The 15,573-nt window shown below is 37.1% G+C and carries 17 protein-coding genes; 4 read left to right on the top strand and 13 right to left on the bottom strand.

Features of this window, described 5'->3' with window-relative positions; translation table 11 throughout:
* Positions 1-14: 14 nt before the first annotated feature.
* The 7 genes from FAZ19_RS06880 to FAZ19_RS06850 form a co-directional block, all read right to left on the bottom strand.
* Positions 15-566 (bottom strand): DUF1572 domain-containing protein, encoded by a 552-nt coding sequence (locus FAZ19_RS06880; RefSeq protein WP_136819985.1) that lies wholly within the window; start codon positions 564-566, stop codon positions 15-17.
* Between the two features lie 103 nt (positions 567-669).
* Positions 670-1,599 (bottom strand): DMT family transporter, encoded by a 930-nt coding sequence (locus tag FAZ19_RS06875; protein WP_136819984.1) that lies wholly within the window; start codon positions 1,597-1,599, stop codon positions 670-672.
* A gap of 17 nt (positions 1,600-1,616) precedes the next feature.
* On the bottom strand, positions 1,617-2,591 hold the full coding sequence (locus tag FAZ19_RS23815; RefSeq protein WP_169305589.1) for a GNAT family N-acetyltransferase: 975 nt from the start codon (positions 2,589-2,591) through the stop codon (positions 1,617-1,619).
* Between the two features lie 97 nt (positions 2,592-2,688).
* Positions 2,689-3,285: a TetR/AcrR family transcriptional regulator gene (locus FAZ19_RS06865; RefSeq protein WP_211245451.1), complete on the bottom strand. Its 597-nt coding sequence runs from the start codon at positions 3,283-3,285 to the stop codon at positions 2,689-2,691.
* A 183-nt stretch (positions 3,286-3,468) separates the two neighbouring features.
* Positions 3,469-4,053, bottom strand: coding sequence for an AAA family ATPase (locus tag FAZ19_RS06860; RefSeq protein WP_136819983.1), 585 nt, complete (start codon positions 4,051-4,053; stop codon positions 3,469-3,471).
* Positions 4,037-4,663 (bottom strand): GNAT family N-acetyltransferase, encoded by a 627-nt coding sequence (locus FAZ19_RS06855; RefSeq protein WP_136819982.1) that lies wholly within the window; start codon positions 4,661-4,663, stop codon positions 4,037-4,039. The genes FAZ19_RS06860 and FAZ19_RS06855 overlap by 17 nt, the downstream gene beginning before the upstream one ends.
* Before the next feature lie 132 nt (positions 4,664-4,795).
* On the bottom strand, positions 4,796-5,035 hold the full coding sequence (locus FAZ19_RS06850) for a hypothetical protein (protein WP_136819981.1): 240 nt from the start codon (positions 5,033-5,035) through the stop codon (positions 4,796-4,798).
* A gap of 173 nt (positions 5,036-5,208) precedes the next feature.
* Here FAZ19_RS06850 and FAZ19_RS24085 point away from each other — a divergent pair, with 173 nt between their 5' ends.
* Positions 5,209-5,928 carry a cupin domain-containing protein gene (locus tag FAZ19_RS24085; RefSeq protein ID WP_188876099.1) on the top strand — a complete coding sequence of 240 codons (720 nt, stop codon included), beginning with the start codon at positions 5,209-5,211 and terminating at the stop codon, positions 5,926-5,928.
* A 91-nt stretch (positions 5,929-6,019) separates the two neighbouring features.
* On the opposite strand, the gene FAZ19_RS06840 is transcribed toward FAZ19_RS24085, so the two are convergent.
* The 3 genes from FAZ19_RS06840 to FAZ19_RS06830 all read right to left on the bottom strand — a co-directional run bounded on the left by FAZ19_RS06840 (position 6,020) and on the right by FAZ19_RS06830 (position 9,597).
* Complete coding sequence (locus tag FAZ19_RS06840; protein WP_136819980.1) at positions 6,020-6,838, bottom strand: hypothetical protein; 819 nt, start codon at positions 6,836-6,838, stop codon at positions 6,020-6,022.
* A gap of 335 nt (positions 6,839-7,173) precedes the next feature.
* Entirely contained in the window at positions 7,174-8,439 is a 1,266-nt protein-coding gene (locus tag FAZ19_RS06835) for an L-rhamnose isomerase (protein WP_136819979.1), read from the bottom strand.
* A gap of 18 nt (positions 8,440-8,457) precedes the next feature.
* On the bottom strand, positions 8,458-9,597 hold the full coding sequence (locus tag FAZ19_RS06830) for a 2-isopropylmalate synthase (protein WP_136819978.1): 1,140 nt from the start codon (positions 9,595-9,597) through the stop codon (positions 8,458-8,460).
* A 75-nt stretch (positions 9,598-9,672) separates the two neighbouring features.
* Here FAZ19_RS06830 and FAZ19_RS06825 point away from each other — a divergent pair, with 75 nt between their 5' ends.
* Both FAZ19_RS06825 and FAZ19_RS06820 read left to right on the top strand, forming a co-directional pair.
* Positions 9,673-10,485: an AraC family transcriptional regulator gene (locus FAZ19_RS06825; protein WP_136819977.1), complete on the top strand. Its 813-nt coding sequence runs from the start codon at positions 9,673-9,675 to the stop codon at positions 10,483-10,485.
* Positions 10,486-10,828: 343 nt separating this feature from the next.
* Positions 10,829-11,818 (top strand): aldo/keto reductase, encoded by a 990-nt coding sequence (locus FAZ19_RS06820; protein ID WP_136819976.1) that lies wholly within the window; start codon positions 10,829-10,831, stop codon positions 11,816-11,818.
* A gap of 168 nt (positions 11,819-11,986) precedes the next feature.
* Here the strand turns inward: FAZ19_RS06820 and FAZ19_RS06815 are convergent, their stop codons facing one another.
* The 3 genes from FAZ19_RS06815 to FAZ19_RS06805 all read right to left on the bottom strand — a co-directional run bounded on the left by FAZ19_RS06815 (position 11,987) and on the right by FAZ19_RS06805 (position 14,696).
* The gene (locus tag FAZ19_RS06815; protein ID WP_136819975.1) at positions 11,987-12,835 is read right to left on the bottom strand and encodes an NmrA family NAD(P)-binding protein; all 849 of its coding nucleotides are present in this window, start codon (positions 12,833-12,835) and stop codon (positions 11,987-11,989) included.
* A gap of 74 nt (positions 12,836-12,909) precedes the next feature.
* Positions 12,910-13,788: a helix-turn-helix domain-containing protein gene (locus FAZ19_RS06810; RefSeq protein ID WP_136819974.1), complete on the bottom strand. Its 879-nt coding sequence runs from the start codon at positions 13,786-13,788 to the stop codon at positions 12,910-12,912.
* A gap of 257 nt (positions 13,789-14,045) precedes the next feature.
* Positions 14,046-14,696, bottom strand: a complete 651-nt coding sequence (locus FAZ19_RS06805) for a hypothetical protein (RefSeq protein ID WP_136819973.1) — start codon at positions 14,694-14,696, stop codon at positions 14,046-14,048.
* A gap of 145 nt (positions 14,697-14,841) precedes the next feature.
* Between FAZ19_RS06805 and FAZ19_RS06800 the strand changes: the two genes are divergently transcribed.
* Positions 14,842-15,423, top strand: coding sequence for a Crp/Fnr family transcriptional regulator (locus FAZ19_RS06800; RefSeq protein ID WP_136819972.1), 582 nt, complete (start codon positions 14,842-14,844; stop codon positions 15,421-15,423).
* Positions 15,424-15,573: the final 150 nt, after the last annotated feature.

Below are 15,573 nucleotides of genomic sequence, written 5' to 3'. Positions count from 1 at the left end.
TTATCTTCATTTGATTATAAATCATCTGTAAAATGTCTTCTATTTTTCTCGTGCGAAAACTTGCGGTTGTTGTAGTCTACAGATTTGTTTCGAGCTATGGACAAGGTTTGCCAATCTTCATTTTTCAGCATTTTGGCAATGAAAACCATTTGACCGATGTGGTAAGGATAATGAGCCAACTGCCTGTTGATGGCTTCGGTAACGGAATGTCCGTCATTTCGGATATATACGACACGCTCCAAATCTGTATCAGTAAGTTGCTCCAATGCTTTTAAAAGACATTCCCAGCCTTTATCCCATCTGTTCAGTAACTCTTCTTTGCTGTTGAACGGATTGGAAAATTCTGCTTCACGGTTTCTCCAGGGCTTCTCTCCATCAGCTGTCAGAAAGTCGGTGAATCTTGATAACATATTCCCCGCAATGTGATTGACCAGAATGGCAATACTATTGCTTTCTTCGTTGTACTGCCAGATTAATTGCTCTTCTGGCAACTGCTCCATTGCTTTTTCTCCAAGCATTTTGTAATACTTGAATTGCTTTATTACACTGTTTAAATAACTCTCCATATTGTTTTATGTTAAATGTTGGTACTACTCCTTTTTATAAGATAAAGCTTTGTAGCAACTGTTTGTTTCTTTCTGTATCCATCAATTTTAGATTTTTATGCATTTATTCTTTGAAACTGTATAATCGGAGTTCAACCTCCTTATTTCTATATCCTTTGTTGATGAAATAAATAGCCCCTAAAACGCACACGAAAGCCAAAATAGTGACACCTGTAACTACCTCATCTAAAAGAACGTAACCCAATACCAACGCTATAAAAGGATTGATATAAGCATATAGTGAAACAACGCCTATCGGAAGTTTCTCTAAGGCATAAACGTAGCAGGGGTAAGCCAATACAGAACCTATAACAACAAGGTACCCTAGCGCCCAAATACTTTTCGTATTTATTGTTTTGAGTTCTGCATAATCATCCATCAATAAACTCATTACAATCAAGATAATTCCTCCGAGAAACATTTGGAATGCGACATTTGTCATTACATTTCCTTTAGGAACTTTATGTTTAGTATAAACACTCCCTAAAGCCCAGGATAAGCACGCGCCGAATGCGACCAACATTCCGATAATATAATTGGGATTGGCAAAATCATTCAGGTTATCTTTAAAAATCAGAACGATACCCGTACTTCCTAATATCAGACCTGAAACAATATATTTATTAGGTTTTTTTTTATCAATACCTGTGAGATAGTTGATGGCAACAATATATACGGGCAAGATAGAAACAATCAATGCAGCCAATCCGCTCGGTATATATCTTTCACTCCAACCTACTACACCATTTCCGAAAGTAATCATTAAAATACCCAGAATAAATTGTGTGAAGAGCTGATTTCTGTTGATTTTTAGTTTTCCTGAAAATTTTAATACAATCAACAAAATACCACCTGCAAGCACTTGTCTAATTGCAGAAAAAAGAAATGGTGGAAAAGTTTCAACCCCGACCCTAAGAGCAAAATAGGTAGTACCCCATACGATACATACCACAAGAAGGGCTAAATAGGCGAAAATATTTTTTTCGGTTTGCATAATATGGCGGATAATAATTAATGATAAGCCTGATCGTCCAAAATTTCCAATACGGCATTCAGATGATGTGTATCGTGTTCGGCAACGAAATACATAAGGTCAATAATCCGCATTGGTTGATTTAATCTTGGATGATACAAGCTGTTTTGAAAATCCTTTTCACCGAAACTTTTTAAAATATGTATGGTATTTTGCCGTTCCTGCTGAAAATCGGACAATAGTTTTTCGATGGCATATTGATTGAAAGATGCTTTGTCGGTTGCAGTATTGTTTAGGTCGGCAGGAGACATTTCCGTTTTGTTTTCCTTTATTTCCAGAAACCTCTTTTGCCACAACGGTTCTAAAATCCACAAATGACCTGTATGCTCCTTTATTGACCATTTGTCGTCTGGTTTAAAATTCAGTTGCTCTTCGGATTTGCCTTTGTTTAGTTCTTGGAATTTTAGCATCCCCACCTCCATTCTTTCCAACAATTCCGAAAATTTCTCTATACCGAAGTTGAAGTTAAATTTTCGGTCAAACCATTTGGGCTTATCAGGCGTCAGTAACAGCTCCATTTTAGTATCGGCACGGCTGTATTCCTGTCTATCGAGAGACACGTCTTTAAATCCAAATTTGTGATAAATAGCTATTGCTGCTTTTAGTTGAGAATTTGTAAATAAGATGAGTTTATCTGCATCCAATTTTTTTGCTTCTTCAATAGCTGTTTTGCAAAGTGATTTTCCTGCACCTAAGCCCTGAAATCTTTCGTCAACAGCCATTTTAGCCATTTCGTAAACACCATTATTGACGAACACTAAAGCCACCGTTCCGATAATCTGATTTTTATGTTCGACAAAAAATATTTTTCCTCCTTTTTTCAGAATGGCATCTTCTGGATGCAAAAGCAAAGCTTCATCCATTGTCTCCATTTCAAAATATTTTTCTACCCAAGCCCTGTTTAGCTGCTCGAAGTACCTACGGTATTCAGGTGTATATTTTACTATTCTCATTTTCCAAAAATTTACAAATGTATTTCCATCACACTTTCAACTTTCTCATAATTGTATCACCATAATAAACCAATCGGTCTTTTTTTATGCAAAAAAATTATGCTTTTAAGCCGATAATCATTTTTTCTAAAAACTCCATTGCTACTCTTAATTCATTAGTTCTATTAGTAACTTTTGCTTGCATAAATGCTCCTTCAATCATCGAAATCATTACTACTGAAATTTCTGTCGGATCAGTATCTTTCTTTATTTCTTCTCTTGCAATACCACGCTTTATTTGGTTCTCTATAGACGTTTTCCAGAAATCAAGAGCTTTAACAGCGCGATCTCTCAATTGCGGATGCGTATCATCTGCTTCTGTGGATGTATTCAAAATGGGGCAACCCGCAAGTAAATAAGGGTACCTGAAATAATTCTTATAGGTGCTCGGGTACACCAATAATCTTTCAATGGAATTATCAGATGCCAATATTCGCACTTTCATATGTTCGTTTACTTTATTATGATTGTAGTCGAAGGCAGCCAAAGCAACTTCATCTTTATTCTCAAAATTACCGTAAATACAACCTTTTGAAAGACCCGTTGCACTTATCATATCATTCATTGAAGTGCCGGCATATCCTTTTGTATTGAATACAGGCGCGGTTTTCTCGATAATAAATTGCTTCGTGTTTTCTGACTTTGACATTTTCATAAAAGCATATTAATGCAATACAGTGTAAAGATAAATAAAAATAAACCAATCGGTCTTTTTTAATACAAAATAAATTAATTGATATACGTGTCCTCTGCATTATCCAATTCTTTGCTGATTGCTTTGGCATAACTCTACATATCCTGCTATTAAAACAAAAACCGCATAATATTAACCATAAGTTTACAGCAAATTGGAAATGACTATGTCTGATATAAACCTACCACGATTTTCAATAGTGTCTTTGGGTACCTCAACTACTTCATAGCCATAATGCAGATAGGTATGTTTCATTTTATCAAAAGTGTAAACAGCTTCCTCCCAGGTCTGCTTTCTCTCATTATCTAATTCATATATTTCTTCCCATGGCGGAAGGATGAAAACCTTTTGAGCATATGGATTTCCCTTCGTGCGTTTGTTAAGTTCTTCCGACACGGGTATGTTCTCCATTTCCATATAGCAGATGGTATCCAATATCCCTCGATCAAAGAATACGATATGGGAGGTCATCTCCCTGGCGACACGTTGATAACTTGCTAATGATGCATCGAACATCAATTGGGCATATAATGCTTTATTTTCCCAAGGTAGCCCATCACCCCCTATCTTCATCTGCTCCTTAATAATTCTTCTGGCGTCTTCAGGCACTGTTTTAAAACCCCTGCTGCTTAACTCATTCAAGAGCGTAGTTTTCCCAACTCCGAGACCTCCAGTAATGACATAGTAAGTTAATGCAGGATTTTCTAATTTTTTAGGTAATAATCTCATAGGTTTCGAGCAGTGATTTGTTTATAGCTTCCCACTCATCATCAATAATACTGTAAACATAGAACCCGTTACTCGGGCCGTACGACTGGATAGAATAATTCCTTAATAAGCCCTCATAACTAGCTCCCAGTTTTTTCAAACTTGACGCGGAGCGATGATTAGCTGCGTCTACCATGAATTGCACTCTTCTGATCTGTTTATCAAAACAGTATTTGAGCATTAGATGTTTAACAAAATAATTAATACCTGTTCCTTGCCACGCTTCCCCGAGCCAGGTCCAACCAATTTCAATTCTCTTTTGTAAAAAATCCACTGAACCATATTGGCTGATGCCCGCTACTTTATTAGAAAATTTATCGATTATTACTAAAGGGTAATTGCGCTCTTGATCTCTCCATGATAGACAGGTCTTAATATATTCCTTAACGTCATCTTTGGACTTAACCCGCCGGCCATACTCCCAAAGGCGATCAGAAAAGCTGATTTCCACCAAACTTGTTAAATCTTCAATTTTTAGCGGTCTCAACAGGACTCTGTTATTTTCAAGAATAATTTCAGATTTAAAGAATTGTTCATTCCCAAAATCTTCTTTTGTATCAATATCACTCATAAAAAAGTATAACTGTCACAATTATACGTATTTTTCTAAAAAGACAGTAACAGAAGGATGGTATAGGTGATCCAATACGAGTGTGTTTACATCACTAAGATGGTAACTTCCCAAAGACTTTTTTGATATCTTTTAATGATAGTTGCTGCGATGTCTTTGTAAGATAGGGCGATGACTTGTAACCGTGTATGATATGGAGATAGGGACTACTGAATTGCCATCGGTAATCCGAGCTGCCCCCATTTCGTACACCGTCCCTTTATTGAGCCAACTGACATATGATTCTATCTCATTCACAACATGTTGAGAAAAAGCATTGCTGTATAACATACATAATACCGGGGTCCATAGTAATAGAGCTAGTACTTTCATCGCTTCGCTAATTTGCCCCAAAATAGAGCTTTTTATTGAGATTAGCGAACCTACAGGTTGATTGTGAACTATTCGCCGCACGGCTTACCTCTATCCTGCGATCGTGGCTGGTAATATGGGTGAAGACCGAGCAGCCAGTTTAATTCGCGTAATATTATAACTATCTTTGAGTTATGAGAGAGAAAGAATTAAATGAAAGTTTTGGTACATTATCAGAAACCATAAACGGACTTGCCAAGTTAGGTTATACACATGACTTCAACATAAAAGAAGAGTGTATTGTATGCCACACAGCTAATATTACACTGTCTCCTGACGATTTTGAAATCGACCATGTTTATCGCTTTGAAGGTGACTCCGACCCTGAATATCAGTCTATACTTTATGCCATTTCATCTGTAAAGTTTAACATAAAAGGGACTTTAGTTAATGGTTACGGAATTTCATCAGACGAAACAACTACAAAATTAATAGAAAAGCTAGAGATACCTCATGTGCGAAACAGCATGGAAAATAAGCCAAATGATTCAACAGTAAACCCATCAGACGGTAGCATTTTAGACAATCCTCTAATGGAAATCGATCTGCAGGCGTTCATTAAGCAAGCTAAAAACGAAGCTACTTGGGCCGACAAGGGCCGACATTCGGCTATACTTTTTAAATCGGACACGATGAGAATTATGCTAATGGGACTGCACAAAAATGCTGAACTAAAACCGCATAAAGCGAACGGGGTAATAAGTGTTCAAGTTTTGGAGGGTGGTATAGAGTTCACGGCGGGGAATCAAAGTGTCCAACTGGGTAAAGGTCAAATGATAACATTACGAGATAACGTCATGCATAGCGTGAAGGCTGCGACAGACAGTTTCTTCCTTTTAACAGTTGTTGTCTAAGTCCTTTTACGATTATAATACACCAGATCTATAAAAACTCAGGCCCTTCGTGTACCACATTACTAATTCTACATAGGTGATGTACACCAAACTAGTGATTCAACATATAAAAATATTCGCGATTAAAATAGATTTTGGCCCCTGTACGATATGATATTTTATCCATCAAAATATCTACTATTCTATCTGAATGACTTCCTTTGTGCACCACAGGTGTGCTATATTTGCCGTCGACAGCTACAACTGATACGATATCGTCAACATAGGGGAAATCAGGAAGGACGAAAGAGTAATACAAATCTACCCCGGCCCGACCGCTATAGGGATATCTTGTGTGCCGATGATACAAGGTTTTTTTCTTCCTATCAGTTGGTACCTCTAAGTATATAGTCTGTGCGACAGGCCGTCCACTTAGTATACCTGGGCTCCACCTTCTTTCATCTTTGATAAATCCACTTAATAGCTTTCCAAATGCCGAAGTATCTTTTTTTATCAGACCTCCGTCTCTCCCCACATCGAAATGCACATAAGTACCCGGTTGCACCTGTTCATAAGAAAAGCTGCCTACCACGGTCATGGAATCTAAATATTCCACCCATCTATCCATAAACTGATCCATACCGCCCCTAGGCGCTAAACCAATCTCTACACTGGTATATATCTCGTTAATGGTATCGGACGTTAATTGAACAAAAATAGTATCTGTATAATTGTCAAATCTAATATATCCTACCAAGTGGAGACTATCTGAAACACAATGACGACAGGCCGTTGATAACAATGAATCTATCCTGTGTTGTCGTCTACTATCGATAGGTAGATCGGTGAAGGAAAAGATATATTTTGCCGCGGATTTGTCGAATTTTAAAACAAATGGTCTTCCCGTCCCTCGTGTAGCGAACCCTTTCATTTCTCTTTTCAATATGTCGGAGACACAGGTTTGACAAGTTTCTTGCGCTGCACTCCAAAAAGGAATGAGAACGAATAAAAGATATATTAGAGGCTTCACATCAGCAATTTACCTATTTTTTTTATCTTGTGCAGTGCAACCATCCATAATTTCAACAAATTGGCTTTATATCAAGACGAGACTATAATTTTGCGAACGGCAAAATGGATCTTCCATACTCTCCGTAATAAATAAAAACGGAAGTCGACATTGACCTCTGTTTATTTTTTCAGAGCTATTTTTGTTTATCGTTATTTACACTTTTCTATCCTAAGCGCAGGTTTTGTTTTGCATGCCTATCTTTTGGATATAACCTGTCTTTCGTACTGCTCAATATCAGCAATATAGTCCTTAGCAACGGGCACTTTTTTAACCAAACAAAAGTAATCGTACACTGCACCAAAAGGCATAGATTTTAAAATTTCAAGATATGCTAATCTTTGAAAGTTCTTTTTTTCCTTTTCTATAGTCTTTAGTTTTTCAGTGGGTTCCAGCATCGCATAAAGAAAAGCTAATTGAGACGCTCTTATACCCGTGACATAAGCTCCTATTCTATTAATACTTGCATCAAAATAATCAAGACTTATATGTGTTCTTTGAAGAAAACCATTCCTTATAATTTCTTGGGCAATAAGTATGATATCCTCATTAAATGTCGTAACATGGTCACTATCCCAACGTATAGATCGAGTTAGATGTACATTAATTTCTTTTAAAAATTGAAGTATTGATGAAATTTTATCACCTACCTGCTCTGTTGGATGAAAATGTCCGTTATCAATACACAATAATTTTTTATTTCCGATGGCGTATCCTAAATAAAACTCCGAAGAACCTACAGTCATAGCTTCTGCCCCTATACCAAACAACTTACTTTCTAATGAATCTTTTAGGTACTCTTGGGGGTATTCATCTTTAAAAATTTCATCTAATGATTTTCGGAGAATATCTCTGTGTCCATTTCGGTCAATCGGTATATCTTTTGCTCCATCTGGAATCCAAATATTGAGAATAGTGGGTGTCCCTAATTGTTTCCCCATCTCGGCGGCAATCTTTCTGCAACGCTTAATATGCGCTATCCAAAAATCACGAATCTCTTTATCTGTATTTGATAAAGTAAACCCACTATCAGCCAACGGATGAAAGAAGCAAGTTGGATTGAAATCGAGACCAATTTGTAACTTTTTAGCCCAATCTATCCACGATTGAAAATGCTCAATCTTTATTTCATTTCTATCAACCAGATCTTTTCCAAAATCTCCGTAGATTGCGTGTAAATTTACTCTATGCTTACCGGGAACTAAACTAAGAACCTTTTCCAAATCAGCTCGCACTTCACCTATATCTCTAGCTTTTCCTTTATAGTTTTCGGTAACTTGTATTCCTCCTGTTTTTGATGTTAGGGCACTGTTTTCAAAGCCCGATATATCATCCGATTGCCAGCAATGAATGCTTATCGGAAGTTCGGAAATTTTTTGAAGCACCTCATCAGTGTCCACACCAATTTCACTATAAGCTTTTTTGGCTTGATGATATGAAATATTAATATCTTCTACGTTCATAAATATTGGTAATTACATTTATCTGAAAAGGTTTATCAAATCGTGTTCAGCCACAACGGATTTTGTATCGGCAAGTTTCAAAAACTGTTCGTAATATTGTTCAAAATTCCTTTCGACAAAAGAAATATTTAACGCTTCCAATCTGTTTTTCAGAGCGGCTCTGCCACTACGTGAGGTCAAAATTAGGTCGGGAAGTTCAACACCAATCATGGCAGGATCGATTATTTCGTAATTAATCCTGTTTTTCAAAACCCCATCTTGATGAATACCGGACGAATGTGCAAAAGCATTTTTTCCGACAATTGCTTTATTAGCTTGAACAGGATTGGACATGGCTTTTTCAACCATTTTACTCAATTCTCCAATAAAAACAGGATTTATATCGGTAGAAATTGGTAGATCTTTAATCAGAAGTGTTATAATGATTTCCTCCAATGCGGTATTTCCTGCTCTTTCACCAACACCGTTTATTGTTCCCTCGGCTTGGTCTGCTCCTGCCAATAAACCAGCTATTGTATTTGCAGTCGCCATACCTAAGTCATTATGGCAATGTACCGAAATCTTGGCTTTATGAATATTTGGAACATGGTCAATAATAAATTTTATTTTTTCGTAATACTCGAAAGGTGTACAGAAACCATTTGTATCCGGTAGATTAACAACTTTTGCGCCAGCAACTATAACGGTCTCCACCATCTTGGCCAAAAAAATATTGTCCGCTCTTCCCGCATCTTCTGCAAAAAACTGTACTTCCTCAACTTTTTTGGAAGCATATTTAACCATATCATGAGCTACACGCAAAATTTCTTCTCTCGTCGTATTAAACTTATGTTTTATATGGATGTCTGAAGAACCTATGCCCAATTGAATACGGGATGATTTAGCTTGTTTAAGGGCCTCGGCAGCTGTATCTATATCAAGTTCACGTGCCCTCGCCAAAGCGCAAACCTTGGCATTTTTAATAATTCGGGAAACCTCTTGAACAGCTTTGAAATCTGCCGGAGAGCTTATCGGAAAACCTGCCTCAATAATATCTACTCCCATGAAATCAAGTTTTTCAGCAATGTTTAATTTCGAATCAAGCGTGAGTACACAACCAGGACCTTGCTCTCCGTCTCGCAATGTTGTGTCAAAAATATCTATCTTTCTTTTTTCCATAACTTTTCTTTAATCCAAAAATACGGCCTGTTTTTATTTTGTTATATTTGAAAATAAACGAATATTTATTGAATTATGCCAAAAGTTCAGATAGCAACCCTCCCCTGTATACAAGACATTAAAGATGGAGATATCGAAATAAGGCTTTTTGGTCAATTTAATACTGAAATACATTTTCACGAAAAAGTGCAGCTTGTCTCTCCCGAAATGGGAACCGTATATCTATACTCGGAAAAAGGCAATTTTTGCATTCCAGCGGGTCACTACGCCTATATATCTTCTTGTGTAAATCATAAACTTGTTTCGAGGTCTCACAACTTAAAGCTAAAGACGATATTTCTGGATATGTGTGATGATCGCTATATCTCTGATATGGGAGCGATAACAATTTTTCCTCCGTCGTCACTGCTTGACAACCTCTTAGCTTTTGGGGAACAATATTGGCTCGATAATAACAATTATGATTTGAAAGTATCCGGCTTATCGTACCTTAAAAAGGTTTTACCGTATATATTAACCAGCCCATTGAAATTATACACACAGCCACCTCAATCGGAAGCACTTTTAAGGGTTGCAGAGCATATTGCAAGTTCTTTAAATGAGAATATAACTATATCTTCCATATCAACTTTTATTAATATCCCCCAGCGTACTCTCTCACGATTATTTAAGAGTGAGACAGGAATGACTATATTCCAATTTATCAAGCTCAGTAGGATGCAAATGGCTTTAGAACTAATGGAAGACAAATCACTTAATATAAATGAAATTGTTTACCGTATTGGTTATGAAAGTACATCTACGTTTTCAAACCTTTTCAAGCAATTAATGGGTACAAGTCCTCAGAAGTATAGACAAGATTTCCTAACGAGACATGGGAAGAAATAGTAACAAACAAAATATACTTTTTATCAGAAATTAGCGTGCCATATTGGACGGAAATTTGACAAATCTGTACAGCGCAGCGACATGTATACGCGGAGGGCGATTTCTCCCCCTATCTATACAATTGTGCTCGCTGGCCTCCGGTATAGCACATCGTATTCACTAGCACTCACTTAGGAAATATATTCACTAAACTCTGACGCCAACCTTAAATAAGCAGCAGAGAAGTGAAGTACGAATGCAGCGAAAAACCGGCAGGCACTTTTATCGGATTTTTAAACAGTTCTAGTTATTTATTGTTATGCTAACAAGACTCAAAATCATTAGTAAATTAAAAATATAAAAAATGAGCCATAGTATTTTAAAAAAAGAACATCAACTAGGTCTTGGGGGCGTACCAATCGGTACAGCTTTCGAAAATATTACCGACGAACAGTCACAAAAAATTTTGCAGGAAGCCTGGGATTTGAACATCCGACATTACGATACTTCGCCATGGTACGGACTTACAAAAAGTGAAAGAAGATTTGGCGAATTTCTGAAAGACAAAAACCGTGAAGATTTTGTCTTTTCTACCAAGATCGGCCGTTTATTTACACCGGTTCACAAATCGGAAGTGCCGCCAACGATGTGGAAAAATCCCTTGGATTTCGACTTCAAACATATGTACACAGCCGATGCGGTAAAAAAATCTATTGAAGACAGCTTAGAGCGGACGGGGCTTGACTATATTGACATTGTTTATATCCATGATTTATCTGAAGATCAGGTGGGCGATCGCTATGATTACTATATGAAACAGGCCAAAGAAGGCGCCTTCAAAGTATTATCAAAACTACGCGATGAAGGCGTGATCAAAGCTTGGGGGATGGGTGTGAATAAGATTGAACCTATCCTGGATTGTATAGAAACTGCCGATCCGGACATCTGCCTGTCGGCTACACAATATTCGATTTTAGAACATGAAGATGCAGTGGATCGTTTGCTTCCTGCTGTTAAAAAAGCGGGGGTGAAACTGGTTTCGGGAGCGGGCTATAATTCTGGATTTATTGCGGGTAGAGGCCGCTACAATTACAAGAATATAATCCCAAAAGGAATGACAGAAAAACGTGATAAGATTGCACAAATCGCTAAGAAGTATGATATCGATATAATTACCGCAGCCATGCATTTTGTGTTGGCGGCTGACGAATTTGTAGCAATTATTCCAGGTGCAAGTTCAACCGATCAGGTACAAAGCAATGTAAAAGCGTGGAAATCTGAAATACCTACTAATTTCTGGAATGAGCTAAAATCAGAAGGCCTTATTTACGAAAAAGCACAGATTCCAGCATAACGATGGAACCTGTGGTGCTTTTGATGGCACGAAACTTATAAATACACTTTTAGGGTTTTACGTTTAATTTCTCGATTTTGAGTTTCCAATACAAGTAAACTGTTATAATATTTATTAAGGCGAGGATCCACAGGAGAGGGAAGGAATATGATGTTTTTCAAGAAATCATTAATTTCTGCCTCCTTCGGTAGCTCTACCCCACACACCTGTAGCTGCAGTTGTTTTTACATATTCTGAAAAGTCAGTGGCTTTTCTCCCCAATACTTTTTCAATATCAGAAGATACTGATGAATTTCTTCCGTCTAATACTTCTTCAAAAAGGTAATTAACTAACCATATAAAGTCTTCAGGTAACTTAAAATTTCTTAGATGCTGCACGTACGCTTCCAAAGTGAGGGGTTGAAATTCAATATTTTTGCCGCAGGCATCAGCTATTTCGGCAACGGCCTGGGGTATAGTCATAAGTCTGGGACCTGTCAATTCATAGATCTGACCATTGTGCTTATCGTCAATAATAGCTTGTACTACGACATCAGCTATGTCGTTAGCATCTGTAAAAGGTTCTAATGCTTCCGATCTGGGCAAGGCCACGTGTCCAGAGAGAATTGGGTCAAGAAATACACTTTCGCTAAAATTTTGATTGAACCAACTTGCTCTTACGATCGTCCATTTCTGGGCAGTTTCCATAACCACCTGTTCACATAGTTGGGCTTCTCTTTCACCCCTGCCAGATAGCAAAACCATTTTTCTTACGCCATTCTCAGTAGCAAGACGCGTAAATCTTTTAATGATATCTACTGCTGATGGTATAGCCAAGTCGGGCTGAAAGGTAATATAGACAGTTTCTACGTCTTTTACCACTTCAGACCAACTGTCTTGATTTTCCCAATCAAAAGCCGGCATTGCACTCCGTGAACCAATCCGGATATTGGTATATCCTAAGTTGCGCAATCTTTCCGCAACTCTACTTCCTGTTTTTCCTTTTCCGCCAAGGACTAAAATTTGACTTTGTTTCATGATAAATTCTTTTTATGAATTAATAATGATACAAAGGTGCGATGGCTGTTTATTTTAAATTTGTTTGAAAGGGATTAAGATTTGTTTGAAAGGAATTGTTGTTTGATTTCATTGGGTCTAACACCAAATTTGCTTTGAAATGCATTTGAAAATGAGCTCAAGCTATCGTACCCCACATGCCATGCCACATCTTGAACGCCTTCGCTACTCGTACTTAACATTTCGTATGCTTTATTTAAACGTTCTTCCTGCAAAAATTTAAAAACTGGAACGCCAAAAAGCTCTTTGAAGTTTTTCTTTAATTTATTGTTGTTCAGACCTATGAGTTTTGATAATTCACTTAATGACGGTGGGCTACATATGTTCTGCTCCATAATCTCTTTCGCCAAAAAGAGCTTGCTTTTATCGTCATTAGTTAGACGTTCATTCTTGTCAGTGCCGAGGAAAGCAAAAAAATGTGAAAGCAGTTCATTTACCTGACTTTTTAAGAACATCTGCCTGGTGATTCCTTTATATGGAGTCGACATAATTTTATAGACAGCTTTTTGCATATCAGGGGTCATGTAAAAGCTTGGCCCTTCTACAAAATCTTCTTTTGGATTAATTAATTCAGGCAAAAATTCGCTAAAAATCTCCTGCTCATCCATAGGCAATGTACTTAGATGTTTAAGTTTTGAAAAAACACTAATAGATTGAAGCGGTTTGTCTGGGCCTATTTTATGAGCGAATTCTACTTTATCATTTCCAAAAAAAGAAATGGCGGTTCCGGTTGTATTTTTCACTATTTTAATTTGATTTTGGTGTTTTATTTCCAGTTCTACATTGCCAGAACTATAAAAAGCAAAACCTACCGCATCTCCATCTATTGCACATCGCTGTACAATATCCTTCTGGGCATTAGATTGCTCTATTAAAACTATAAAGTTGTTTATTTCTACGATGTCGGTCGTCATTATCAATGTTTGTTATTAGTCCAATTGACTGCTAATGGTTTGGCTTAGTCAGCTTGTCACGAAACTCTTGTTACCGCAATCGTGCATCGCCAATCATTACTACAGCGAAATTACTTAATGGCCTCTTGTAAAAATAGTAAATTCTATATTATAGCAAGTTATATTTATTTTAAGAAGATCGTCCTGAAGAAGAGCATTTCTATTGGTGTATCATTTCCCAGTTATCCGCACCAGAAGAGACCGTTAATATTTTTTCACTATTCCAAACACCCTGATGTCGGTGACTGATAATATTTTGCCAACACCTGGTAGGATTCATATATGTTGTGCGAGGAAGAACAATCTATTTCTTGGTTATTCAATGTTTCGCTATCGGGATTGTCATTTGCATGTGATCGGATCACATATTTTTTTTCTAAACAGTGTATTGGTTTTAAATCGGCTAGATAAACCCGTTTTTCTGTTACATTATCTTTAGTTGCATTCGGTGTACCTGATTCGAAGCTCCATGCGACCCCTTTTTGAAAAACGAAATACAGGGAGTCATTTTGTACATAATAATGATCAGTCGCCTCGTAATGATCGTACTCATTGTACTTATGAGTAATCATTACTACATTGCCATTTTTTGAATAATAGGTTAGCTTGCCTTTCTTTTCACCGTGGCAATTGTAACTAAATGAGGTGGTATCTAAATTACCTTGGTCTACATGAAAATTGACTTCCTCGTACAGCCGTCTAATCTCGTCAACACTGCGCGGGGTATTGTTCGATAAGCCCCCCTCTTCTTCTAAATTTTCTTTTATAGGATCTGATTGGGAAGTGTCTGAACTGGACTCATCCTTACTTGCATGAGAGCTACAGGATAAAAAGACAAGTAACAATCCATACATGAACATGTTTTTCATAGCATCTGAATTTGATCTGTATTTATAAAACGTGCGAATGGAGGAGATTGTTTTTCGTCTATAAAATGGCCTATAAACGTGATACTTCATCAGAAGGAAAAGATAAAGCAAAAAAAGCTAACTTTGAATATTACAATTCACTTACATGCATCCACTATTCAATTATATTAATAGATACGCTTCATCTCTAATGTCCGAAAAAGAGTTTGAGGGTTTCCGAAGCCATTTTAGTGAGAAAAAGATAAAGAAAAAGCAATATCTACTACAGGAAGGAGAAATATGTAAATACTTCGCCTTTATCGTAAAAGGTGCCATGCGCAAATACTATATAGATGAAAAAGGTGTTGAGCACATCGTGAATTTATATATTGAAAATTGGTGGGCTGGCGACCGCGAGAGTTTTGTGATGTTTACGCCCAGTATATATCATATAGATGCGTGGGAAGATTGTGAGGTACTCCTCATTACAAGAGAAAGTATATTAGAATTGTGCCATCAATTTCCTGCTTTTAATGAGTTGTTATTGAAACTTGATGAAAGAAATAATATTGCTACACAAAGAAGAATAACCTCTTCGATCAGCTTTACTGCGGAAAAACGCTATGCAGATTTCGTTGACTGCCACCCATATTTTCTCCGTCGTTTTCCTCAACACATCATTGCCTCTTATCTTGGCATTACAAAAGACACGCTAAGTCGGGTGCGCAAAAAGGCACTTAAAAAATAAGCTATATCTCTACATTTTTTTTGCACTTTTATAGACATTTGTCTACGTTTTTTCTTTGGATTTAATGCAATTTTGATTTTGGTAATCAAATCTTAAAAAATGGAAAAATCTTCTAAAATCGTCCTTTAAGAGCTACTTTGCCCAGACGAA

Source organism: Sphingobacterium alkalisoli, assembly GCF_005049105.1.
GTDB lineage: Bacteria > Bacteroidota > Bacteroidia > Sphingobacteriales > Sphingobacteriaceae > Sphingobacterium > Sphingobacterium alkalisoli.
Note: the sequence above shows the minus strand (reverse complement) of the source record. Positions and strands in the feature narration are given on the sequence as shown.

What these genes read in the sequence shown, in the direction of transcription:
- FAZ19_RS06880 (WP_136819985.1), bottom strand. Translation starts at nt 566, where the DNA reads ATGGAGAGTTATTTAAACAGTGTAATAAAGCAATTCAAGTATTACAAA.
- FAZ19_RS06875 (WP_136819984.1), bottom strand. Translation starts at nt 1,599, where the DNA reads ATGCAAACCGAAAAAAATATTTTCGCCTATTTAGCCCTTCTTGTGGTA.
- FAZ19_RS23815 (WP_169305589.1), bottom strand. Translation starts at nt 2,591, where the DNA reads ATGAGAATAGTAAAATATACACCTGAATACCGTAGGTACTTCGAGCAG.
- FAZ19_RS06865 (WP_211245451.1), bottom strand. Translation starts at nt 3,285, where the DNA reads ATGAAAATGTCAAAGTCAGAAAACACGAAGCAATTTATTATCGAGAAA.
- FAZ19_RS06860 (WP_136819983.1), bottom strand. Translation starts at nt 4,053, where the DNA reads ATGAGATTATTACCTAAAAAATTAGAAAATCCTGCATTAACTTACTAT.
- FAZ19_RS06855 (WP_136819982.1), bottom strand. Translation starts at nt 4,663, where the DNA reads ATGAGTGATATTGATACAAAAGAAGATTTTGGGAATGAACAATTCTTT.
- FAZ19_RS06850 (WP_136819981.1), bottom strand. Translation starts at nt 5,035, where the DNA reads ATGAAAGTACTAGCTCTATTACTATGGACCCCGGTATTATGTATGTTA.
- FAZ19_RS24085 (WP_188876099.1), top strand. Translation starts at nt 5,209, where the DNA reads ATGAGAGAGAAAGAATTAAATGAAAGTTTTGGTACATTATCAGAAACC.
- FAZ19_RS06840 (WP_136819980.1), bottom strand. Translation starts at nt 6,838, where the DNA reads ATGAAAGGGTTCGCTACACGAGGGACGGGAAGACCATTTGTTTTAAAA.
- FAZ19_RS06835 (WP_136819979.1), bottom strand. Translation starts at nt 8,439, where the DNA reads ATGAACGTAGAAGATATTAATATTTCATATCATCAAGCCAAAAAAGCT.
- FAZ19_RS06830 (WP_136819978.1), bottom strand. Translation starts at nt 9,597, where the DNA reads ATGGAAAAAAGAAAGATAGATATTTTTGACACAACATTGCGAGACGGA.
- FAZ19_RS06825 (WP_136819977.1), top strand. Translation starts at nt 9,673, where the DNA reads ATGCCAAAAGTTCAGATAGCAACCCTCCCCTGTATACAAGACATTAAA.
- FAZ19_RS06820 (WP_136819976.1), top strand. Translation starts at nt 10,829, where the DNA reads ATGAGCCATAGTATTTTAAAAAAAGAACATCAACTAGGTCTTGGGGGC.
- FAZ19_RS06815 (WP_136819975.1), bottom strand. Translation starts at nt 12,835, where the DNA reads ATGAAACAAAGTCAAATTTTAGTCCTTGGCGGAAAAGGAAAAACAGGA.
- FAZ19_RS06810 (WP_136819974.1), bottom strand. Translation starts at nt 13,788, where the DNA reads ATGACGACCGACATCGTAGAAATAAACAACTTTATAGTTTTAATAGAG.
- FAZ19_RS06805 (WP_136819973.1), bottom strand. Translation starts at nt 14,696, where the DNA reads ATGAAAAACATGTTCATGTATGGATTGTTACTTGTCTTTTTATCCTGT.
- FAZ19_RS06800 (WP_136819972.1), top strand. Translation starts at nt 14,842, where the DNA reads ATGCATCCACTATTCAATTATATTAATAGATACGCTTCATCTCTAATG.